Annotated in this window: 26 protein-coding genes; 12 read left to right on the plus strand and 14 right to left on the minus strand. The window is 38.2% G+C overall.

The window, feature by feature from the left end; genetic code table 11:
- Positions 1-134 precede the first annotated feature (134 nt).
- A complete protein-coding gene (locus tag CXF85_RS18990) occupies positions 135-575 on the minus strand; it encodes a copper chaperone PCu(A)C (protein WP_101230200.1) in 441 nt (146 codons plus the stop codon).
- An 83-nt stretch (positions 576-658) separates the two neighbouring features.
- On the opposite strand from CXF85_RS18990, the gene CXF85_RS18995 reads away from it, so the two are divergent.
- Positions 659-1396 carry an enoyl-CoA hydratase-related protein gene (locus tag CXF85_RS18995; RefSeq protein WP_101230201.1) on the plus strand — a complete coding sequence of 246 codons (738 nt, stop codon included), beginning with the start codon at positions 659-661 and terminating at the stop codon, positions 1394-1396.
- Between the two features lie 64 nt (positions 1397-1460).
- Here the strand turns inward: CXF85_RS18995 and CXF85_RS19000 are convergent, their stop codons facing one another.
- The 4 genes from CXF85_RS19000 to CXF85_RS19015 form a co-directional block, all read right to left on the minus strand.
- Positions 1461-1802, minus strand: coding sequence for a hypothetical protein (locus tag CXF85_RS19000; protein WP_101230202.1), 342 nt, complete (start codon positions 1800-1802; stop codon positions 1461-1463).
- Positions 1803-1830: 28 nt separating this feature from the next.
- Positions 1831-2061 (minus strand): PspC domain-containing protein, encoded by a 231-nt coding sequence (locus tag CXF85_RS19005; RefSeq protein ID WP_101230203.1) that lies wholly within the window; start codon positions 2059-2061, stop codon positions 1831-1833.
- 96 nt (positions 2062-2157) lie between these two features.
- Entirely contained in the window at positions 2158-2820 is a 663-nt protein-coding gene (pspA, locus tag CXF85_RS19010) for a phage shock protein PspA (RefSeq protein ID WP_101230204.1), read from the minus strand.
- A 14-nt stretch (positions 2821-2834) separates the two neighbouring features.
- Positions 2835-3191: a hypothetical protein gene (locus CXF85_RS19015; RefSeq protein ID WP_101230205.1), complete on the minus strand. Its 357-nt coding sequence runs from the start codon at positions 3189-3191 to the stop codon at positions 2835-2837.
- A gap of 312 nt (positions 3192-3503) precedes the next feature.
- On the opposite strand from CXF85_RS19015, the gene acuR reads away from it, so the two are divergent.
- The 9 genes from acuR (at position 3504) to CXF85_RS19060 (ending at position 11433) form a co-directional block, all read left to right on the plus strand.
- Positions 3504-4127 carry an acrylate utilization transcriptional regulator AcuR gene (gene acuR, locus CXF85_RS19020; protein ID WP_101230206.1) on the plus strand — a complete coding sequence of 208 codons (624 nt, stop codon included), beginning with the start codon at positions 3504-3506 and terminating at the stop codon, positions 4125-4127.
- 47 nt (positions 4128-4174) lie between these two features.
- Positions 4175-5158, plus strand: a complete 984-nt coding sequence (gene acuI, locus CXF85_RS19025; RefSeq protein WP_101230207.1) for an acrylyl-CoA reductase (NADPH) — start codon at positions 4175-4177, stop codon at positions 5156-5158.
- Positions 5159-5260: 102 nt separating this feature from the next.
- Positions 5261-5917, plus strand: a complete 657-nt coding sequence (locus tag CXF85_RS19030; protein WP_101230208.1) for a nitroreductase family protein — start codon at positions 5261-5263, stop codon at positions 5915-5917.
- A gap of 124 nt (positions 5918-6041) precedes the next feature.
- Positions 6042-7148, plus strand: a complete 1107-nt coding sequence (gene murB / locus CXF85_RS19035) for a UDP-N-acetylmuramate dehydrogenase (RefSeq protein WP_232771263.1) — start codon at positions 6042-6044, stop codon at positions 7146-7148.
- Positions 7141-8142, plus strand: coding sequence for a bifunctional biotin--[acetyl-CoA-carboxylase] ligase/biotin operon repressor BirA (gene birA / locus CXF85_RS19040; RefSeq protein ID WP_101230209.1), 1002 nt, complete (start codon positions 7141-7143; stop codon positions 8140-8142). Before murB ends, birA begins: the two co-directional genes overlap by 8 nt.
- Entirely contained in the window at positions 8139-8888 is a 750-nt protein-coding gene (locus CXF85_RS19045) for a pantothenate kinase (protein ID WP_101230210.1), read from the plus strand. The genes birA and CXF85_RS19045 overlap by 4 nt, the downstream gene beginning before the upstream one ends.
- Before the next feature lie 77 nt (positions 8889-8965).
- Complete coding sequence (locus tag CXF85_RS19050) at positions 8966-9712, plus strand: 5'-methylthioadenosine/adenosylhomocysteine nucleosidase (RefSeq protein WP_101230211.1); 747 nt, start codon at positions 8966-8968, stop codon at positions 9710-9712.
- A gap of 33 nt (positions 9713-9745) precedes the next feature.
- The gene (locus CXF85_RS19055; protein WP_101230212.1) at positions 9746-10711 is read left to right on the plus strand and encodes a cobalamin biosynthesis protein CobD/CbiB; all 966 of its coding nucleotides are present in this window, start codon (positions 9746-9748) and stop codon (positions 10709-10711) included.
- 59 nt (positions 10712-10770) lie between these two features.
- A complete protein-coding gene (locus CXF85_RS19060) occupies positions 10771-11433 on the plus strand; it encodes a trimeric intracellular cation channel family protein (protein ID WP_101230213.1) in 663 nt (220 codons plus the stop codon).
- A 40-nt stretch (positions 11434-11473) separates the two neighbouring features.
- Here the strand turns inward: CXF85_RS19060 and CXF85_RS19065 are convergent, their stop codons facing one another.
- The 4 genes from CXF85_RS19065 to CXF85_RS19080 form a co-directional block, all read right to left on the minus strand.
- Complete coding sequence (locus CXF85_RS19065) at positions 11474-12070, minus strand: outer membrane beta-barrel protein (RefSeq protein WP_157829137.1); 597 nt, start codon at positions 12068-12070, stop codon at positions 11474-11476.
- A 207-nt stretch (positions 12071-12277) separates the two neighbouring features.
- Complete coding sequence (locus CXF85_RS19070) at positions 12278-12904, minus strand: lysophospholipid acyltransferase family protein (protein WP_232771264.1); 627 nt, start codon at positions 12902-12904, stop codon at positions 12278-12280.
- Positions 12905-12956: 52 nt separating this feature from the next.
- Positions 12957-13280, minus strand: coding sequence for a ribonuclease E inhibitor RraB (locus CXF85_RS19075; RefSeq protein WP_101230216.1), 324 nt, complete (start codon positions 13278-13280; stop codon positions 12957-12959).
- Between the two features lie 100 nt (positions 13281-13380).
- Complete coding sequence (locus tag CXF85_RS19080; protein WP_232771265.1) at positions 13381-13854, minus strand: DUF4136 domain-containing protein; 474 nt, start codon at positions 13852-13854, stop codon at positions 13381-13383.
- A gap of 317 nt (positions 13855-14171) precedes the next feature.
- On the opposite strand from CXF85_RS19080, the gene CXF85_RS19085 reads away from it, so the two are divergent.
- A complete protein-coding gene (locus tag CXF85_RS19085; protein ID WP_101230218.1) occupies positions 14172-15062 on the plus strand; it encodes a TraB/GumN family protein in 891 nt (296 codons plus the stop codon).
- 108 nt (positions 15063-15170) lie between these two features.
- Here the strand turns inward: CXF85_RS19085 and CXF85_RS19090 are convergent, their stop codons facing one another.
- The 4 genes from CXF85_RS19090 to CXF85_RS19105 are packed head-to-tail and all read right to left on the minus strand — an operon-like array spanning position 15171 to position 18870.
- Positions 15171-15674 carry a nitrous oxide reductase accessory protein NosL gene (locus tag CXF85_RS19090; RefSeq protein WP_101230219.1) on the minus strand — a complete coding sequence of 168 codons (504 nt, stop codon included), beginning with the start codon at positions 15672-15674 and terminating at the stop codon, positions 15171-15173.
- Entirely contained in the window at positions 15674-16492 is an 819-nt protein-coding gene (locus tag CXF85_RS19095; protein WP_101230220.1) for an ABC transporter permease, read from the minus strand. Before CXF85_RS19095 ends, CXF85_RS19090 begins: the two co-directional genes overlap by 1 nt.
- Positions 16492-17445 carry an ABC transporter ATP-binding protein gene (locus CXF85_RS19100; protein ID WP_101230221.1) on the minus strand — a complete coding sequence of 318 codons (954 nt, stop codon included), beginning with the start codon at positions 17443-17445 and terminating at the stop codon, positions 16492-16494. The genes CXF85_RS19095 and CXF85_RS19100 overlap by 1 nt, the downstream gene beginning before the upstream one ends.
- 3 nt (positions 17446-17448) lie before the next feature.
- Positions 17449-18870, minus strand: coding sequence for a nitrous oxide reductase family maturation protein NosD (locus tag CXF85_RS19105; protein ID WP_101230222.1), 1422 nt, complete (start codon positions 18868-18870; stop codon positions 17449-17451).
- Positions 18871-19286: 416 nt separating this feature from the next.
- Between CXF85_RS19105 and CXF85_RS19110 the strand changes: the two genes are divergently transcribed.
- Complete coding sequence (locus CXF85_RS19110; protein ID WP_101230223.1) at positions 19287-20078, plus strand: hypothetical protein; 792 nt, start codon at positions 19287-19289, stop codon at positions 20076-20078.
- 413 nt (positions 20079-20491) lie between these two features.
- On the opposite strand, the gene nosZ is transcribed toward CXF85_RS19110, so the two are convergent.
- Positions 20492-22393 carry a TAT-dependent nitrous-oxide reductase gene (gene nosZ / locus CXF85_RS19115; protein WP_101230224.1) on the minus strand — a complete coding sequence of 634 codons (1902 nt, stop codon included), beginning with the start codon at positions 22391-22393 and terminating at the stop codon, positions 20492-20494.
- Positions 22394-22445: the final 52 nt, after the last annotated feature.

A 22445-nucleotide genomic window follows, 5' to 3' on the forward strand; every position in this document is an offset into this window, starting at 1 on the left:
CCTGTGGGAGTCAAACTAGAAAATCAATTCTGCGTTGCAATACTTGATAAGGGATAACCATTATCTTTGTATCGCGCCTTGACTTGATGTCCTATTTTGGCTCTGAAATAACATATTGAAGTGGAGCGAGTATATTAATAACGATAAACAGGTAATTGAATATTAATTTTAGTTTCATTTGAAAAATATAAGGTTAAAGGGATTACATCCTTTTCAGTCACTTGCTGTTTTAATGAGAATATCATCAGGTGCAAGCCCGAGGGTTGAAGAACCACTTCACTGTTCGCGTCGATGGTGATTTCCCCAACTTCACGCATACGCATCATACCATCAGTCATACTGTGTTCGTGAATTTCAATACGATCAGATATTGTGCTAGTAATCTTTTGTAAGGTTATCGCTTTATTAGCGGTATTACTTATTGTCATATAAGCGGCGGTAATGTCACTGCCAGGTATACTTGCTTTGATGTATCCTTCCGCAACCGTAATGTCGTTAGATGCATCGCCATTCTTTACCATACCGAACAACAAAAGAAACAAGATAAAGCATTTACCATAATGAATATTTTTCATTGTAACTATACATCCCTGATAACAAATATTAAGGTTTGACTATACATTATATCCGTAAACCTATGTAACTAAACTGGTGGCAAATGAGTAACTTGATTTTAACGACAGAAAAACAAGGTGTTTTCACAATTACCTTGAATCGTATTGATAAAAAAAATGCGCTAACTAACGATATGTATAAGCAACTTTGTCAGCATTTTTCTTATGCAGAACAAACTGAAAGTATTCATTGTGTGGTCATTCAAGGAAACGAAAATTGCTTTTGTGCGGGTAATGACCTAAATGACTTTATCCAGTGTTCAGTCAATGATGAACTAGCAGCGCTTGAATTTGTTAAAGTACTGTCAGAGTTTACTAAACCACTTGTTGCTGGTGTTGCTGGCGTTGCGGTTGGTATTGGCACCACACTATTATTACATTGTGATATGGTGATTGCGGCCAATAACAGTAAATTTAAACTGCCTTTTACTCAACTTGGTTTATGCCCTGAAGCTGGCTCTAGTTTGTTATTAACTCAAAAAGTGGGTCCCAATAAAGCCTTTGAATTAATGGTGTTAGGTAATACTTTTAATGCAGAGCAAGCATTAAGTTATGGCATTACTAATCAAACCTGTCAGCCAAATGAGCTATTAGCTTTGACAGCAGTTGTTGCCCAAGCAATTGCTAATTTACCTGTTGAATCGGTAATGACTAGCCGACGATTAATTCGTCAAGGAAACAAATTAGCATTAAGCCAGGTTATTAGTGATGAAAGCCAAGCGTTTTCTCATCTAGTTAATTCACAAGCATGTAAAGATATTCTTGCTAAGTTTTTTAAGTAAAGCCCAGTAGTATTATTTAAATCTAAGTGGCTAATCTTTACAAACCTGTAGTAAGAGCTAAACACTAAGCATATTGCTTAGTGTTTTTATTTCGACTAAACAACCAAATGACCATGGCTATTAATAAAATTGGCCAAAACACACCGACCGCCACCATGGCAATACTACCGAATAACAGTAAACCAAGAAAAATTAAACTACCAAAAACACTTAATACGATCGCTAAGGCAATGACAACTAAGAGTACAACCACTAAAGCCGAAACACCGATGGCTTTTAATGGCTCAATAACTTCTCCATCCATCATCACATTCAAGTTCATTAGCTCTAACATACCAACACCAAAAACATAGGTTAAGAAAATGGTTGCTAAAATTGCTAAGATTAAGGATTTAAAAAAACTCATTATGTCCTCACTTTACTCAATATATTAATTAATAATATTTGCTATTAGGTAACAACATACTTGCTACTACGTAAGCTACACCAGTGACTACAGGTAACATGATCAGTGCGGCAATAGCGGCAATACGTACAGCCCAGCGAGGAAAATCATAATGTTTGGCAATACCAGCACATACACCGGTCAATTTTTTATTTACTACGTCTTTACATAATGTTTGACGAACATTTTTAATCGTTGAATATTCTCTGTCGTATCTCATGGGAACTCCTTGGTTATACAATTACTTTTACATCGGTACTTTTAAAATAGCTGCCCTCGGTTAAACGAGGGACTTACTAAAACATACTTCGATATATTAACCGTTAACTACTTTCTTCTTCATTTCGGCTAATTCAGCTTCAACACTGTCGTCTTGTTCAAGCTCAGATATCTGCGCTGATAAATCTTTATTTTCTGTTAAATCATACGATTCAACTTGCGCTTCTAAACGGTCAATTTTTTGTTGATAACGTTCAAATTTCGCCATGGCTTCATCAATATTATGAATAACGGCTTTTTCTCGCACTTTTAACCGAACTTCAGCTGACTCTTGACGAAGCAGTAATGCTTCTTGACGACGTTTAGCTTCATTAAGTTTATCTTGTAAACGCTGAGCATCTTCTTGGATTGCTGATAACAAGTCAGTTAATTGCGCATTTTCATTATCGAGCTGCGTTAATTCAGCTTGGCATTTCTGTTTTTGTGCTAACGCTGATTTAGCGAGATCTTCGCGACCTTTACTTAAAGCAAGCTCTGCTTTGTCATGCCAGTGAGCTACGCCTTCATGAGCAGCTTTAACTTTTCTTGCTAAGGTTTTTTGTTCAGCAATATTTTTGGCAGCAGTTGAACGCACTTCAACTAATGTTTCTTCCATTTCGCCAATGATCAAACGAATCATTTTTTCTGGATGCTCGGCTTTGTCTAACATGCTGTTTAAGTTTGCATTAACAATGTCGGTAAAACGGCTGAATAATCCCATAATTTATTTCCTACTTAGTTTGATGTTAGTTGTAATGAATTGATGTTTGTTTTGTTTAGTGACAGCTTTGTTTCTTTTACTTTTGGTTCTGTTACTAACCAAGTCGTCTTATTATTAAGTGAGAAATTGGCAGTAAATGTTTTGATTTCTTTATCAATTGATTGCTGCAATTGCGTATTAAGTTCACTAATTATTTGCTCTCCTTGGGCAACAACAAAGTTGCTTACGGCTTTTTCAACACTCTCTAAAGGTGCAGCAGTAACACTGGTACTTACAGTTAATGCACCTATTAAAGATCCGATAAGTACTAACGCAAGGCTTACATCTTTAATGTTGCTGTTAGTCTGTTTAGTCATGTTAAATATGCTCATAATAAATTCCTTCTTGTTTTAGTGACTGCTGGTTAGTTTTTGATGCTGTGTTCAACATCGTCTGCTTGAACTTAGTATTACAAGTGTTGTGCCAAGGTGAATAAATAAATTAACTAACTGATATATATAGAATATTTATTGCCGTCATCTTTCAATGAAAATATTGTTTTTTAGACCATTTTAACTTTTTAGTCAAATTGACTAACTAAATAGTATATTTGACTAGGTGGTTTTTATCTGTTGCTTAACTTGTTTATTCGCTATACAAATTAGCTATTGCAATTAAATAGACGATCGGTCTAATATTGAGCTATGAAAATAGATAATGATATAAAACGTAGAGGTAGACCTGCAAAGTCTGGCCGAGATACCACCCAAACCAAAGCTGAACTAATAAGTAGCGGTGTTGAACACTTTACTCAATTTGGTTTTGCTTCTTCAGGTTTAGATCAGATCTTAAAAAAAGTATCGGTACCTAAGGGCTCTTTCTATTATTATTTTGCCAATAAAGAAGTCTTTGGTTTAGCGGTAATTTCCCATTACGATGGTTATTTCTGCCGTAAACTTGATTCACATTTGAAAAATGATCAGCTAATGCCGGAGCAAAGATTGCTGAATTTTGTTGATGATGCAAAAGCGGGTATCGAAAAATATAATTTTAATCGTGGCTGCTTAGTTGGCAACCTAGAACAAGAAATTGCCGTATTACCCGACAGTCACCGTGAGAAGTTAGTGATGGTGATGCAGGGTTGGCAAAGTAAAATATCTGATCATCTCAATGTGCTTTGCCCAGATGTTACACAGCAAGAGTGTCAGTCACTCGCTGAGTTCTTTTGGATTGGTTGGGAAGGGGCGGTAAGTCGCTGCAAATTAGTGCAATCTACACAACCGGTTGATCTTTTTATAAATCATTTTTTAAAGTTAATCGCTAGATAATATTTATTTATTAATTAATAGACGGTCAGTCTATATTGGAGGTTCATATGTTTAAGTGTTTACTAATAGATAAAGATGAAAACGGTTACAGAACATCGATTGCTGAATTACCTGAGGAAAAATTAGCTCAGGGTAATGTTTTAGTGAATGTCCTATATAGCACGTTGAATTATAAAGATGCGTTAGCTATTACTGGTAAAGCCCCGGTAATAAGAAGTTTCCCGATGATCCCAGGTATAGATTTTAGTGGCATCGTCGAACACAGTGAAAGTGATGAATTTAAAGTAGGCGATAAAGTGCTACTAAACGGCTTTGGTGTTGGTGAAAAGCATATGGGCGGCTTATCACAAAAAGCAAAAGTAAATAGTGATTGGTTAATACCTCTACCTGAAAGCATTTCGCCACTGCAGGCAATGTCCATTGGTACTGCCGGTTATACCGCTATGTTGTGTATTTTGGCATTAGAAAAAAATGGTATTACTCCACAAAGCGGAAAAATTCTTGTTACCGGTGCCACCGGTGGTGTGGGTAGTTTTGCGGTAAAACTGCTTTCCTTAATGGGTTATACGGTTGTGGCCTCAACAGGTAGCAGTGATCAACATGACTATTTAACTGATTTAGGCGCGACTGAAATTATTGATAGAACCGAATTATCAGAACCCGGTAAACCCTTAATGAAAGAAAAATGGGCTGGCGCAGTCGATTCGATAGGCAGCCATACCTTGGCCAATGTGTGTGCGAGTATCCAATATGGTGGTGCAGTTGCCGCGTGTGGTCTAGCACAAGGCATGGATTTACCCGCTTCAGTAGCTCCATTCATTTTACGCGGCGTTTCTTTATTAGGTATTGATAGCGTGATGCGCCCTAGAGCAGATAGAGTGGCAGCATGGAAAAAATTATCGGAAATTTTACCGGAAAAGGAAATGCAATCGATAGCTGAAGTGATTAGCTTAGAGGAATCCATTGATATAGCGACTAAGTTACTCAATGGCGATGTCACTGGCCGTGTTGTGGTTGATGTGAATAAATAACTATATAATGGTAAAGCTACATATTAATCTCTTTGGTAATAAACCGAGTTGTGGTTATGTAGCTTTACCTTATTTTATATATATAACTTAGATGGATTTGCCATGACTCACCCAATTATCGAAGATCTTACCAGTCGTCACACAGTAAAAAAGTACGACGCTACCCGAAAAATTCCTGCGGCAGACCTGGATATTTTATTTGAAGCAATGCGTCTTTCAGCTTCATCTATTAATTCACAGCCATGGAAGTTTATAGTGCTAGAAAGTGATGAAGCGAAAACGCGTATGAGCAAAACATTCGCCAATATGCATCATTATAATCAACCGCATATATTTGATAGCTCGCAGATTATTTTATTTTCTTACAACCCTAAATATAATCGTGATGATTATGCCAAAGTGGTTGATAAAGGTATTATCGATAAACGTACTGCACCAGAAAAACGTGAAGCAGCATTTGGTGGTTTCCTCTTTGCTGAGCTTAATACCAGTAAATCTGGTGATACCAGTACTTGGACCAAAGCACAAACTTACTTAGCTTTAGGTAATACTCTTCATATACTCGCTAGACTTAAAATTGATTCCACACCAATGGAAGGTATTGATATTGAGCTAGTGAATAAAGAATTTAGCGTTGAGCTTGATGGTTATCAATGTGATGTAGCATTAGCTATCGGTTATCATCACCCTGAAGCTGATTTTAACGCCAAGTTACCAAAATCTCGCTTAGCCCTTAATGATGTTTTAGTGCGTATTTAACTTAAATCTAGCTAATAAATAAAATGAGCCATTAACGGCGATGCTGCACCAAGATATTTTTTGATGCTGTATCTTCGTTAATAGTAGTGAATAATTGGTGTTCAGCCGATTTTTCAGTACAATAATGATTCTTTTATTTTTCATTCTCATGGCTATGCACTCAAACCAAAATTACGCCCTAAAAAGTAGTAACAGCTTTAATATTAAGGCAAGTTGCTCACGCATCTATTTCCCAAGCTCCCTGGCAGAATTACAGCAGTTACCTGATTTATCAGCGGAAAGTTTCTATATACTAGGTGATGGTAGTAATACATTGTTTGTAGAAGCTCAAACACCAATTATCATCCAGCCGAAATTTACCGGCATTGAAATTGATGAACAAGATGATCACTTTGTCGTCACGGCGGGCGCAGCAGAAAATTGGCATGATCTCGTGTGTTTTTGTTTAGCACAAGGTATTTATGGCTTAGAAAATTTAGCCTTGATTCCTGGCAGTATTGGCGCAGCACCCGTACAAAATATTGGCGCTTACGGTGTTGAATTTGCGGACTATTGTCAAGAAGTACAGTGGTATGAGTTTGCCAGTAAAACCATGCACTCGCTAACAAAAAAAGCGTGTAACTTTGCCTATCGTGATAGTATTTTTAAGCAAGAACACTATAACAAAGGTCTCATTACTCAGGTGACTTTTAATTTCCCAAAAGCATGGCACGCCAATCTTTCCTATGCGGGATTAGACATGCTAGCAAAAGATAGTACTGCTAAGCAGGTGATGACCCAAGTTATTAAATTACGTAGTAGCAAGTTGCCAGATCCTAAACAGTTACCTAATGCTGGCAGCTTCTTTAAAAATCCTGTTATTAATAAAGAAGACTTTACTCAGTTACAGCAGAAATACCCTAAAATCCCACATTATCCACAGCAAAATGGTGAGATAAAACTGGCCGCTGGTTGGCTAATAGACCAAGCAGGATTAAAAGGCTTTCGCCATGAATACGTTGGCGTTCATCAACAACAAGCCTTAGTTCTAGTTAATTATGGTAGTGATTTAGGTGCTGATATTATTAGTTTGGCTAAATATGTCCAACGAAAAGTATTCGAGAAATTCTTAGTGTCTTTAACGCCAGAAGTACGCATGGTTACGGAGCAAGGCGAAAGATCATTTTCATCGCTGACGGATACTAATCCCATCGAAAAGACTAATGTTACTGGAGATAATTGCAATGACTAAAGCCTTCAAAGAACATTTAGTTAAGTCATTAGCTTCAGGCCAATTTGTTTCAGGACAATTGCTTGGTGAGCAGCTAGGTATAAGCCGTACTGCTATTGCTAAACATATTAAAGCATTAACTGAAATTGGCTTAGATATCTACAGTGTCACCGGCAAAGGTTATAAGCTGGCGCAACCAATGTACTTATTAGAGAAAGACAAAATCCTCTGTTTATTAGTTAATGAAGCGAGTAAACAAACTGAAAAGCAAAGCGACTTGCCGTTGGTTGAAGTGCATAGCTTAATTGACTCGACCAATGACTACTTAATGAGGCGCTTGCCCAATCAAGTATCGCCAGGGCAAGTTTGTTTAGCAGAATATCAAAGCGCTGGCCGAGGACGTCGTGGTAGGCAGTGGATTTCACCTTTTGGTTCGCAAATTTACTTGTCTATGTACTGGTACTTGGAGCAAGGTTTATCCGCGGCCATGGGCTTAAGTTTAGTTACCGCATTAGCAGTAAGTGATGCAGTAAAAGCCCATAGTGATATACAAGTTCAGCTGAAATGGCCGAACGATATTTACCTAGATGGGGTAAAACTTGCGGGTATTTTAATTGATCTCGAAGGACAGGCATTAGAGCCAAGCCACTGTGTCATTGGCATTGGTTTAAATCTGCATATGCCAGAAGAAGCAGGTAAGTTAATTGAACAAAAATGGACAGATTTACAATCACACAGTAAAGTAAAAATTGATAGAAACGCACTCAGTGCTCAATTAATCAGTTGCTTACGACAACGACTGCATCAGCACCAGCAAGAAGGTTTAGTGCCTATGTTGGATGAGTGGCATGCGCATGATGCCTTTTTAAATAAACGAGTAAAATTGATTACTGGTGAGCGAGTAACTCACGGCATATGTCGAGGTGTTAATAACCAAGGTGCTTTGCTGTTAGAGGTAGATGGTCAAGTTAAGCCCGTTTATGGCGGTGAAGTAAGTCTTAGGATGGACGAATGATTTTATTAATAGATATTGGCAATAGCCGAACAAAATACGTACAACTCATTGATGGTAAATTATCAGCGACCATACAGCTAAATAATAACGATTTTACTGCTGCATATTTTGAGCGAAACTTCAGTCAAGCTAGCCGAATTATTATCGCCAATGTGGCTAAATCGGCATTAGCCAATGAACTTGATAACTGGTGTGTAGCGCAGAAAATCAGTTTCAAACAAGTATATAGTGAACAACAAAAAAATTCGTTGATTTCCGCTTATCAAAAACCAACAACCTTAGGCATTGATCGTTGGTTGGCATTATTGGCCACGATAAGACTTTACCCAAAAGAAAACGTTTTAATTATAGATGCCGGCACTGCGACCACGGTGGATTTCCTAAAAAATAATGGTCAGCACCAAGGTGGCTGGATATTAGCGGGCGTTAAAGCGCTATTTAACAGTATTTTGAGCCACAGCACTTTAGTACATGCCGAAAGTAAAACCGTGGCCAATTTAGCCTTTGGAACTAACACGAGCGATAATGTTAATAACGCTTGTTGGGCAGCTACTCTGGGTATGATTGAACAAGCGATTGAACAAGCACAGCAATTAGATGACGTTGATCGCATTATCCTAACGGGTGGTGATGGTAAGACGTTAACCAAATTATTGGTAGAGCAAACAAGCTCAAATAGCCTGTCGGTAGACAGCATTCAATTTATCGATAACCTTATTTTTTTCGGTCTACAAGAATACGCATAAAACAAGCTATGATCTTGTCATAGTGAAATGAGCAGTTATCATCTGCTTAATTAAATTAAACACAGTTAGGAATTATTATGAAAGCAGGAATTATTGGCGCAATGGAGCCAGAAGTTGCCATTTTAAAAGCAAAATTAACCGATGCTAAAAGCACTGAACATGCAGGTTACACTTTTCATCAAGGGCAATTAGATGGCAGTGATGTTGTTATTGTTCAATCAGGTATCGGTAAAGTTGCAGCTGCACTGGCAACAGCGATATTAATCGATCGTTTTCAGGTTGATTACGTTGTCAATACCGGCTCTGCTGGCGGTTTTGATGCGGCATTAAAAGTAGGCGATATTGTAGTGAGTTCAGAAGTTCGTTATCACGATGTTGATCTTACGGCATTTGGCTATGAAGTAGGGCAATTACCCGCTAATCCAGCGGCATTTATGCCACATAGCGATTTAGTTGCAGCTGCCAAAGAAGGTATTGAACAATTAAGTCAAACAGCTGGCAAGAACATTACCGCACCTAGTATCAAGGCGGTAATAGGTTTGATCACCACTGGTGATACCTTCATGACAAAAGAAGAAGATGTTGCTAAAGCCCGTGCTAACTTCCCAACAATGGCTGCCGTTGAAATGGAAGGCGCTGCTATAGCTCAAGCTTGCTTACAGCTTAAAACTCCGTTTGTTATTATTCGTTCACTTTCTGATATTGCTGGTAAAGAATCACCACATACGTTTGAAGAGTATTTAGAAACAGCAGCGGTTAACTCATCGCAACTGGTACTGAATATGTTAGAGCAACTTAAAGGCAAAACACTTAGCGTTGCTTAAGTCTTTAGAACAAAAAATGAAAAGGGATAATCAATGACAGTACTCACCGAGTTAACGCCTTTTACCTATCATGTGTTAATCCTCATGGTAGTGCTGTTCATTAAGTCCTTAGTTAGTCACTTTATTGCTCATGAGCCGTTACGATTTTTTAAATTTTATTGCTTACAGCTCGGTAATAAAGTGAATAACAGTAAAAATAGTACATCGCATCAAACTATCGCGGGCTTATTAGCGCTGTTAGTCACGTTAATACCAATAGCTATTATTTTATGGTTATTCGCTGACTTTGTTGCGGTTGATTATATCTGGCAAGGGCTATTACTTTATTTAGCGCTAGGCAGTCTGAACCTAGGACAAATTAACAAAAGCATTGCTCAAGCGTTGGTTGCTAAACAAAATTATCTTGCTAAGCAAACACTCAAGCCATTGTTGTTAAGAGAAACAGAGCAGTTATCACAAGTAGGCTTAAGTAAAGCGGCTATTGAAATGCAGCTTCTTCGAAGTGTGCAGCAAATTTATGTGGTTAGTTTTCTCTTTGTTAGCTTTGGTCCATTAGCAGCACTAAGCTACCGATTACTGTTAGAAATGCATTATTGTTGGAATACCAAGTTAGCGCAATATAAGCACTTTGGCTTTTATAGCCAGCTGTTTATTCAGCTTATACAATGGTTGCCTAGCCGTTTCATGGCATTACTGATATTACTGAGTACCGTCGGGCAGGGCAGTGTATTATTTTGGCGATTAACAAGAGTGCATTTATTTAAACTCAATAATGATTTTGTTATGGCTATTTTTGCTTTTTCGCTGGCGGTTAGATTAGGTGGGGTCGCTATGTATCAACAGGAAAAATTGCGTAAACTGGCCTTTAATGATCTTGGCAAGCAACCAGAGCCACGGGATATTATTAAAGCGACGAAAAAAATGAATCTTGCCATTTATAGCAGTTTATTGTTACTCGCTTTGTTAGCCGTAGGGTGGCAGTTAGCCTTTAATGCTTAATCGGTATCGCTTAACAGGTATCGCGCTACAACTAACCAATTTAGTAGACTGGACTTTCCATGAATGAGTTTTTATTTTATTTAGATATTTTTGGTATTATTGTTTTCGCCTTATCAGGTGCGCTTATGGCTGGGCGTTATCAGCTTGATCCTTTTGGGGTGGTAGTACTCGCTTCTGTGACAGCAGTAGGTGGAGGCACTATTCGCGATGTTATTTTACAAACGCCGGTATTCTGGGTAGTAAAACCTTATTACCTCTATGTAATTTTAGCGACAGCGGTGCTCACTATTGTGCTCATCAGACAGCCTAAAAGAATTCCTAAACGCTTTTTACTTATCGCGGATGCACTTGGTTTAGCTTTATTTGCCGTTTTAGGTACGCAAAAAGCACTTTACTTAGGAGCACCAATCCCCGTCGCTGTTGTGCTAGGCACTATTACGGGTGTGGCTGGTGGTATGATTCGAGATGTATTGTGTAACGTAATACCAATGATTTTACGTGAAGAAATTTATGCGCTGGCAGCAATGTTAGGGGGCAGTTTATTTATTCTATTACATTGGTTAGGTTGGAGCGATAACCACGCTATGATTGCTTCTATCTCTGCAGCATTGATCTTACGTTTGGCGGCTATTTATTGGCATGTTTCTTTACCGGCTTTTCATATTGTTGAAAAGCCCAGTAAAGAAAAACCCAGCAAAGAAAAGGGTATAGAGAAAATATAATAGTCTCTATTAACGTTTTAAACCTTTGGAGTAGGGGAGTTTAAAACGAGTAGCTAATACCAACATTGGGTGATTTTAGTGTTAATTCACCCATGTCTTGGTATCGTAGACCAGCATTCATGCCGATGCCACAATCCCATTGATACTGCCATCCAGCTTCAAAGAAAACACCTGTTCCATGTTCTCCTTCAACAAAATTATCATTGCGAGTAAATTTATAATCGTAATGTTGAGCACCTAATTTTGCATATACACTATTCCGCTTAGAAATAGGTGCTTCGCCTTTAATAGCCACAACAAAGCCATCTAATTCCATTTCATCCGCACGTAAACCGAACATAGGTTTATTGTTGGTACCACAAGTCCATTTATCATCGCTTGTTTCATTACATTCCCAGCTATCGAGCTCTGCAGCTGAATTGTAGGCTAATTCGACAGAGAAATTTTCAAATACTTGGTAGTTATAAAAAAGGTAGGCTTGGGCAAAGCCATCACCATCTTGGCTTGAGTTTTTATATTCGCCACTCGCAGCGCCAGTAACAAGTCCAACACTATGTGGGCGATCTTGGGCACTTGCATAGCTACTGAGTAATGAAAGTGAGAGTAATGAAATGGCTACTAAGCTAGGTAATTTCATAATTGGCATCCTTTGCAAAAAATTAATAATTGATAAACCCAAGTACCTTCAAGTGGCTTGGGTCTGAACTAGGATCATTATCTATAGTTGAGTGCAATAATACTGTTTGGCAATTGTAGTAACAATGTAAGATAGTGTAAAACGCATGAGTGCGCTATTTATGCACTTTATTAGCAGCTAACTTGCTGATTAGCCAATGCTGAAAAGCTATTGGCTAAATGTTTTATTCATTTGTTGATGGGTTTGCTCGTACCAACCATCGGTAATGGTAATCGCGGGTAAGGCTTCTATTTCAATGGTGCCTGAAGTAGCCGTTTTATCTGACTCGTTATAAATATCTAATATATTTTTAATAACAACGGGCTGAGCTTTAAGTTTTAGCTTTTCAACTAATAACTTGGCGCCGGCTTCAAAGGGTTCAATCTGTCCTGACTGTGAGCGAGTCCCTTCAGGAAAGATAACTACTTTTTTACCTTTGCAAACTTTTACGTCTTTTAATAGTTGAATAATAGCGCGGCGATCTTTTTGATCAACGGTAATATGGCCAACTCTATCGACAATACGAGAAACGGGCCACTTATCCATAATACCCGTTCTTCCGACAAAACGAGTATCTAAGCCTACTGCTTCTTCAAGTGAGAATATATCAAACATACTTTGATGATTAACAATTAAAATATCAGTATCGGCATCGATAGTACCGGTAAGATTTACACGTGCGCCAACACTTCTCACAATTCTAATGACAAAAAACTTGCGAAAACGGTTGAACATCACCCCATGACGCTTACACAAAGAAAGTGCGACAGACTCGGCTGCTATGAAAACATACATGGAGTATTTTTTTAGGTAAAAGCTAAACATGAGTATTATTGTGAAGCGATAATTAAGCTTCAATCCCCCAACCATCGGTGTAACCAGAGAGTTGGGTCACGATTTTTTCAAACACTTCTTCTTGTGCAAGAATTGCTTCATGTGTTGGTGTCATGACAACAGTACAATCAACATCCCAAACATTAGGTGTTTGATCTGGGTGTAAGTTGCATGTTATTTCTGGCAAGTGTTCTTTTATATGTTCAACCATTGCCTGTGCTTGGTTTTCTTTCTCAAACAAATGAAAAAATACCACGTCATGTGATTGACTCAAGTCTATACCTGCTTGGTGCATTTCGGCTAATACTTGGCCTGTTTCGTCATCTGGATAGTTCATATGTGAGTAAAATTCTTATGTTATATTAATTACGTATTATAAATCGCGAAAAGCAACTTGAATAGAGCTCAGGATAAATAAATATGATTGTGAGTGTGTTTTATTTCCCAGGATACTGCATCAGCATTATATCAACAGCTTCTATTATTATTTCATTTTGTATTTTACTATTATCTTTTTGATCATATTTGAGAGGATATATACTGCGCCACACAGAGCGGTTTCTTTTAGGGTCAACTAAATCAATAATCAAACCACCCGGATAAACAACCCAATCATTATTGTCTTGTTGCCACGTATTAGCTTTTAGGCAGTGGGAGCAAAATAATACCGCTTTGTTGTAGGCTTGGTAATCTTTATGATTTCTTTTAACTATGTGATAAGTAACAATAACATCTGCATTTTCAATGTCAGTATAGACAAAGCCCTGTTCATTAAGGCTATTTTCTATCGCTATTTCAATACGATTTCGTTGTGAATGACTCAGACTTTGACTGTCAAAAAAGGTCGAGTCGCTTTGGTAAAAACTGTATGTTTTTACTTGGGGGAAATTAAAACTACTATGATAAATCACTGGATTTTTCTTTGAACTACAACCCGTTAAATTCAAGAGAAACAGACACAATAACAATAATTTTATCGGCAATGTTATAGCCGTAAGTAAGTTAGTCAACAAAGGATTATTAACACGATAGAAGTAAAACGTTAGCCTAACAACTGACTTAAGCTTTGAACAGAGAAACCTACAAAAAATCAGTAGATATATGATGACATGACTTTTAAATGTTTTTTTGAGATATAAAAAGGCAGTTTACAGGATCATTGGCAATGCGTTATAAAAGAGCCCTAATGTTATCGAACTATTCTCACAGAAAATAATAAGGATATTAAATGATTAAAAGTACCAGCAAGCAGTTATTCATTGCTACAGCACTCATTGCCATTAATTTCATCTCTTTCACCGCTCAAGCACAATCATCCGTTTGGAAAGTGAGTAAAGGCAATGATCATATTTTTATTGGTGGTACCGTACATATTTTACCGCCATCAGAATTCCCCCTACCAACAGAGTTTGATGAAGCCTATAGCAAAAGCGATAGTATCGTTTTAGAAGCTAAATTACCGGACGCGAGTGATACTAATTTTCAAATGAAAATGATGCAACAAATGGCTTATGGTAATGGCCAAACCATTAGTGATTTTATCTCAGCGAAAACGCAAAAAAATCTTAGCCACTATATTGCTTCTTTAGGCGTTAACTTAACCATGCTTGAGCACTTTAAACCGGGATTTTTGATGACTATGTTAGCGCAATTTGAAGCGCAAAAGGCGCAATTATCAGGAGAAGGCGTTGATATTTTTTACAGCAAAAAAGCGCAGCAAGATAATAAATCGATAGCCTATTTGGAAAGTGTGACATTTCAACTGAATATGATTGCTAGCATGGGCATTGGTGATGAAGAGCGTTTTATCAAGTCAAACCTTGAGCAGATGAAAGATTTTAAAACGATGTTTTTAGCGGTACTTAAAGCCTGGCGATCAGGTGATGAGCAACAACTCAATACGTTAGCCATTATGCCGATGAAAGAAGATCCTAAAACACTTAAACAATTACTTAACGATAGAAATAAAAATTGGATCCCCCATATCGAACGCATGTTTGCTAACAATGGTAAAAGTAGCGATAAAGAGTTTGTTTTAGTAGGCGTCGCGCATTTAGCGGGTGATGAAAGTGTTTTAGCGTTATTAAAAGCGAAAGGTTACCGCGTAGAAAAATTTTAACGTCAGGTGAACCTTCAGGATCCTCTGTAGTGGATTAAGATAACTAGTTGGGCAAAGTTAACCTGCTCAACTAGTGTAATCATACATTCATAGGTACGTATTAACAATTTACCAAAGACTATCTTGATTGACGTCTTTAAAGTTAAGCACTTTACCGCCAAACTCATCGGCAAAAGCTTTGGCATCAGTGGCTAAACTGAAACTGGCCAAGGTTTTTCCCATAGCGCCCGTTTTTTCAGAGCCAACAACATACCAAGCCACTTTAGCATCAATAAAGTATTTATCATCAATACTGTCACTACCCCAGGGCATTTTACTCATATCATGCACTAGAATTTGACTGACGTTACGGGTATTTTCAGGATCGAGATAGTAGCTAAACATGTCGCGAGTAGAACAAAACTTAAAGACTTTATCCCCTTGTTCCTTTCTAAATACTTCGCCTTTAGGGCCATCAAAATTGGTGATGAGCATGCCACATAAATGACATTCATCGCTGCTTTCCATAGCCACTGCTTTATGAATGACGGCCTGTTGTGCTGAATTATCTGAACATGCGGAGATAAAAATTAATGATAAAACAACAGCTAAGCTTTTAAAAATACCAGACATTACAGTGTTTTCCTTTTAAAGATAAAGATGGCAATAGTTAAGGGTAAAGCAACCCACGCAAATAAAGCGGTGAATAATTGTGCTTGTGAAAGGCTGGCGTTAATGGCAACAGCAAGTGCGCCGTTAACATCACTACTATCTAGCCCAGAAAGGTTTACCAAACGGAAAATATCCGCAGGGTTAAGCATCATTAACTGGGTTAAACCGGCTTGGCTAATACCATTTTCAACACCAACCAGTAAGGCTAATAACGCCAAATCAAAAGCTAGCGCAAATAAAAACCATGTGATTAAGGCAAAGCCTGCTGCTTTCGATTTTTCACTGACTGACAAGCTGATTAAATACGAAATAGCGGTAAAGCTTAAGCCCAGTAAAATTGCACTGAAAATGAATACCGAGAAGCTAGTTAATATTTGTATATCGCCAAGTTGAAAATACAGTAATATCGCCGAAGAGCCAAACCCAAGCAGTGTTGCTAGCGCAATAATACTGCCTTGTCCGATAAACTTACCCAGTAATAATTGGCTTTTACTTAACGGGTAGGTCAATAACAATAACAAGGTGCCACTTTCTTGTTCGCCAACAAAGCTATCGTAGCTAAGTAGCAAGGCAATGAGAGGAATAAGAAAAACAGCTAAACTGGCTAAACTGGCAACCGTTGTTGAAAGTGAAGCTACGCCAACAGCACCAGACGCTGCGGCGCCAAAGTAAGTTAGACCCAGCGATAGTAGGGCAAAGATTAGGGTAATTGAAATCAACCAACGATTTCTTAAACCATCATGAAACTCTTTATTGGCAACGGTTAATATTTGTCTCATTAGCCCTGCGCTCCCTTTTTTTGCACTGAAGGTTCATGTTTATTTTCATGTAAAGAGAGAAAGTGCTGATAAACTTGCTCTAAATTAGCGGTTTCTACCTGTAAATCATCTAAACCTTCGTGGCTTAGTAATTGTTTTAATACCTGGATTTTTTCTTGTTCAGGTACCAAAAGAGTATTGGGGCAGGTGGCCGTTAAAAAACCATTAAGTTTACTGTCATTAGCCACTGAGCCATTAAGCCCAAAAGGTTTGATAGCAACAGGTAACGCTGCCTGTTGGCGCAACTCAGCTAAAGTACCCATAGCTAATAACTCTCCTGTTGATAAAATCATCGCGCGGTCAATATGCTGCTCAACACCGGGTAAAACGTGTGAACACAAGATCACGCTAGAGCCGTTGGATTTTAGTTGATCTACGGTTTTATAAAAATCTCGGGTTGCCATAGGATCTAAACCCACCGTTGGCTCATCAAGTAATAATAATTTAGGCTCACCGATAAAGGCTTGGGCTAAACCTAAACGTTGACGCATACCTTTTGAATACGTTTTTACTTGTCGCTTCATTGCGTGGGTAATGCCCACTTGCTCAAGTAAGGCGATGGCATGTTTTTTAGCGTTTCCTCTAGCAAAACCTTTTAGTTTAGCAAAATAGGTCAATACTTCTAAACCGGTAAGTTGCTCATAAAAGCTGACATTCTCAGGTAAGTAACCGACTTTACTACGGCAGTGCCAAGCTTCTTTTGAGTCAGGCGCCATACCCATTACTTCAACCTTGCCACGACTAGGTGAAATAACCCCTAAGATAAGTTTCATCATGGTGGTTTTACCTGCGCCATTATGGCCAAATAAACCCATGACCTCACCTTGGTTCAGGTGCATAGTCACTGACTTTAACGCATCCAGTTCCGGATAGCTTTTACCGGCATTGGTTAGTGATACTAGTGGGGTAGTCATAAATTATTCCTTCAAGCTTGCGCTAGTTGATGACTGCGCAGACGGGCTTGTTGTCGAGTTACTTTTCACGTGATTTGTTGTCGCTGTAGAAGCGGCAACTGATGTCACTGCTTGCTCATTATTTGGTAAATTAGGCGCGGTCATTAACGGAAAACTGTCCTTAACACCCGGTGGTTTAAGTACCGGGAATTGCCTTTGTACCCAGCGTAAAATTAGAATGGCAGGGCTGTCCATAATCATTTTCATTTCTGGATATTGCCAAACGAGTTTGTCTATACCATCGTTTGGCTCAAAAATGGTATCACCAACGCCATCATTATCCATATCCCAGCCTAAATAATTGCTCCAGTAATTACCCTTGCCATCTTGGCTCCACTGTTGTTTTTTGTTGGAGACATACTTAACTTGGGTGGGGTTATTGATAAAGCTATTACCGAATATTTTTATGTTTTCAGAGCCCGCTGTAAGGTGAATACCTATTTCAGCGGTATCAATAATATTATGTTTTATCGTGTTGTAGCCTGAGTTATAAACAAATAAGCCTTTACCATCACGGCCAAGCACTTTGTTTTCTGGCTTAGTCCACACGTTTTTAATGTGGTTATGGCTAAAGGTTGATTCGGTAATAAAGTTCAGCAAAAAACCGTAATCTTCACTATCAGTCGTTTTATTACCGGTAATGGTTAGCCGACGAGAGCTCATCAGCGCATAACCAGCGCGAGTATTATAAGCAGTATTGTTTTTTACGGTATTATCGTAAGAATACATATAATGCACGCCATAGCGTAAATGATGCATGGTGTTTTGTTCAATGACATTATCTTGGCTGGAAATAACATAAATACCGTCACGTGTTTCATAGGTCTCATTATTAAACACATGACTATGCGTTACATTGGCTACTTGTATGCCATTGCCTCTGTCAGAGGAACGAAGTTTAATATTTCCTCTAACTTTATTATTGATAATTTTAGCTTGAGTGACATGATTCAACCAAATACCAAAACCATCACCGGACAAGGTGTTATTTTTAATGATTAAACCTATGGCTTTTTTGTTATTCACTTTGTCATGTGAATAAATACCTGAATTTTGCTCGGTTAAGTCATCACCCCAATTAATAATATTAAGATTAGCTATGGTGATATGAGAATTTTTTAATCTCAGCGCATGGCCTTTACCTTGAGCATCAATTGTTACTAACTCTGCGCCTTGCTCACCAATAAGAGAGACTCGGGTGTTAATAACAAAGTTACCTAAATACTTGCCAGCAGTTAAGGTAATAACATCGCCATCTTGGCTGTTATCTAAAGTCTGTTGTAAGTTATCACTAGTCGATAGTCGGTATTCTTGTGCTGCTAATGGTTGAGCGCAAACAATAATTATTACTAGTAATAGTACAAAGTGTTTTTTTAAGAAAAGCAAAGCGATAATTCTTTAAAAGGGTGACTTAAAGTAGCATAACATTATTAGTTGAAAAGCAATTGATCTCGAATAAACAACTTGTCGTTAACTGTGTAACATTTTCATAAATAATTAACTGATTCCAACGGTAGTGCGATCAGCTACGGAGTAAAATCATCGGAAGAAACGCTATCAAGAGTTGAGTGGCTAATTACTTGCCTCTTGAAGTAGAGCGGGTATAAATAAAAGGCATGTATAGACAAAGGTTGTACATCCATCATAAGATGTTTGAAAGGCTTCTCCGCTTTCCCCCTAGTTTTAGTTGATGATAAGGTAATAAAATTTTAATAATGAATGTATCGATAAACAGACTTTTTTGCCTTTTTATACTTTGTTGCTCGTTTCAGACTGCCGCCAAAGAAAAAATAATTTGGCTTGTGGAAGACAAAACCGAAAACCTTAATCTATTAGATCGACAATCACCAAGTAAGTCAGCCGCGACTTCTGTTGAACAACAGATTATTTTTTCCTTAGACCAGTATGAGATTGAAGTGAAGCGGGGTTCAATCAAGCGGATGAATCATGTGCTGAAAACAACCTCTAATGCATGTATTGCAAATCGCGCAAAACTTAAAGAAAGAGAAACGTATTCCTATTTTTCTTTTCCTCAAAGCTTCTATCTCACCCCCAAACTATATCGCTTTAATCAAAACACTCCCTTGTTGCCATCGCTGTTCAATCAACAAGGTGAGCTCAATTCAATTAAAGCATTATTTGATAGCCAGCCCAATGACCATATAGGTTTAGCCGATGGTGTTTCATTTGGCAGTTATTTAGATAGAGAAATTGCTCAACTCAAGAAAAGTAATATTTATTATCGAGGGGGTACTCATCGTGTTTTTGCGCTGGAATCTATGCTGTATGCAGGTCGAGTAGATTATCTATTATCGTTACCTGTTGATATGACCCCATCGTTAATTCAAGAGAAAAAGTTGGAGCAATTTAATATTGCGGGTGCACCACCTTTTGTCATTGCACATTTTAGCTGCTCAAAAACAGAGTTTGGTAAACAAGTTATCAAAGACATTAACCAGCATTTACTTACTACTTATAGCAAAGATAAGTTCGATGAAATTAATGGTCCATGGTATTCAAAGAAAGATCGAGCAGAGATACAAAGTTATCTCCAGAAACATTATTTAGACAATCAAATTGCGTTCAACAAATAAAAGATTGAACAATAAGGTGCAGAATGAAACTTATAAGCTGGATTCCGGCTTAAGTAACAACCGGAATGACGTGATATATCAGGAGTCATCATTTGCCTCTATCACTCACTATTTTTAATAACAGCCCAATATATCGTCATTCCCGAGGTCTATTAGTCGGGAATCTATTGTTTTACTCAATTAATTATACGTTCATGATTATTATTAACACTGGGTTCCGGCTTAAGTAATAATCGGAATGACGAAATGGACATTGGGAGTGACGTAACTCTATATTCCCAGCACCATTGTAGGGTGCCGCTCAAGCATAAAAAAGCCCGTGCATTCTTTATTAAAGAAAGCACAGGCTTTTGGCATATAGCTTAAGTAAAAATATAAATAACGGGAATCTAGTTCATCCCTTTATTTATTTCTTACGCTTCAACAAGCATTCTTCCGCGCATTTCCATATGTAGTGCATGGCAGAACCAGTTACAGTAATACCACTGTACGCCAGGTTTGTTGGCTATGAAGGTGATAGAAGAAGTCGCTTGAGGGCCCACTTCCATTTGTACGCCGTGGTTAGTCATACAAAATCCATGAGTTACATCTTCCACTTGGTCAAGGTTAGTAACGATTACCGTTACTTCATCACCTAACTTCACTTTAAATTCATTCATACCGTATGTCGGTGCAATAGACGTCATATAAACGCGTACTTTTTTACCATCACGAATAACTTTGTTCTGTGTGTAAACATCAACGCCGTCTTTCTTTGCTTGCGCGTGAGTTGGCGCAAAGAATGGGTCGTTACGTGGCCATATCTTAAGTGGCTTCATTTTACTGCGGTGAACCATCATACAGTCGTGCGGTTCAGCGAATGCCGGACCATCATGGACTAGTTTCATCTCATCACCAGAAATATCAATTAGCTGATCATTTTCTGGCTTAAGTGGGCCAACAGGTAAGAATCTATCTTTAGAGAACTTACAAAGCGCAATTAACCATTTACCATCTGCATCACGTGTTTCGCCTTGTGACGTATGGTTATGACCCGGTTGGTAATGAACGTCTAATTTTTGACGAATATAGTTAACCTTTTTACCGTTGTGCGCATCAATTGCGTCTTGAACATTCCATTTAGCAATTTGGCTATCAAGGAATAAGGTAGTGTACGCATTACCTTTGTTATCAAATGCAGTATGTAATGGACCTAAACCTAACTCAGGTTCAGCAACAATGGTGTCACGTGGTTTAATTTTATTAGCAAATAAATCATCTAATTTTTTAATTGAGATGATTGAAACAGTTGGGGATAACTTACCGTTAGCCACAAAGTATTCACCGTTTGGTGAAGTATTCAAACCATGTGGAGATTTTGGTACAGGAATATAACGCGTTAATTCAGAACCTTTACGGCCATCTAATACAGGTACATCATTACCGTTATAGGTTTTGAATTTACCGGCTTTTAATGCTGCTTCACAAGCAGCTAAACTAAAGATAACAACATGGTCACGTTCTGAGGTGATCATTTCACCTAAGTTCATGCCCATTTCCGAGTTGTAACAGGTAGATGCGAAATATTTACCATCGTAATCTGCATCGGTATTATCTAAGTTACCGTCTACCATTACTTGGAAAGCCATTTCCATTGTTTCAGCATTAATTACGTTGTATAGCGAACGGTAAGTACTGACATCTTCCATGCCATCTTTACCATCGTTGTTCATTGGAATTTCAAATTCACCATTACAAACAACATATTTAGTATAAGGTGCTTTTTGTACACGTAAACCATGTACTGCTTGTACGTTTGGCACGGTAAGCATCTTGTCACACTTCATAATATCGCAACGAATACGCGCTACACGAGAGTTAGCTTTATCATTGATAAATACATATTTACCATTGTAGCTACCGTCGGTCATACTCATGTGCGGGTGATGTGAATCACCAGCAAGTATATGGGCACTTTCACCCTTAATGTGTTTACTTTCGTTGGTTAAGCCCCAACCTGTCGCAGAATCAATGTTAAATACCGGTATGCGCATTAATTCACGCATTGATGGAATACCCATAATGCGAACTTCGCCTGAATGACCGCCTGACCAGAAACCGTAATATTCATCTAGTTCACCAGGATGAACAACCGGGCTGTTAGCCGCAGATTTTACTTGGGCTTGAGCTGTTGATGCAAACATTGCCGCTGTCATTGGTGCTGCGACAACACCTGCGCCAATTAGGGCACTTTTGCTAAAAAACTTACGGCGTTCTTCGCTTTCCAATGCAACATCATTAGCGTTCTTATCTAGTCCTAACTCTTCTTTACTCATTGGTATTCTCCACGTTGCTTTTAATTTAGTTAAATTTGTTAACATTATTTTT

The organism is Colwellia sp. 75C3, assembly GCF_002836255.1.
Lineage (GTDB): Bacteria > Pseudomonadota > Gammaproteobacteria > Enterobacterales > Alteromonadaceae > Colwellia.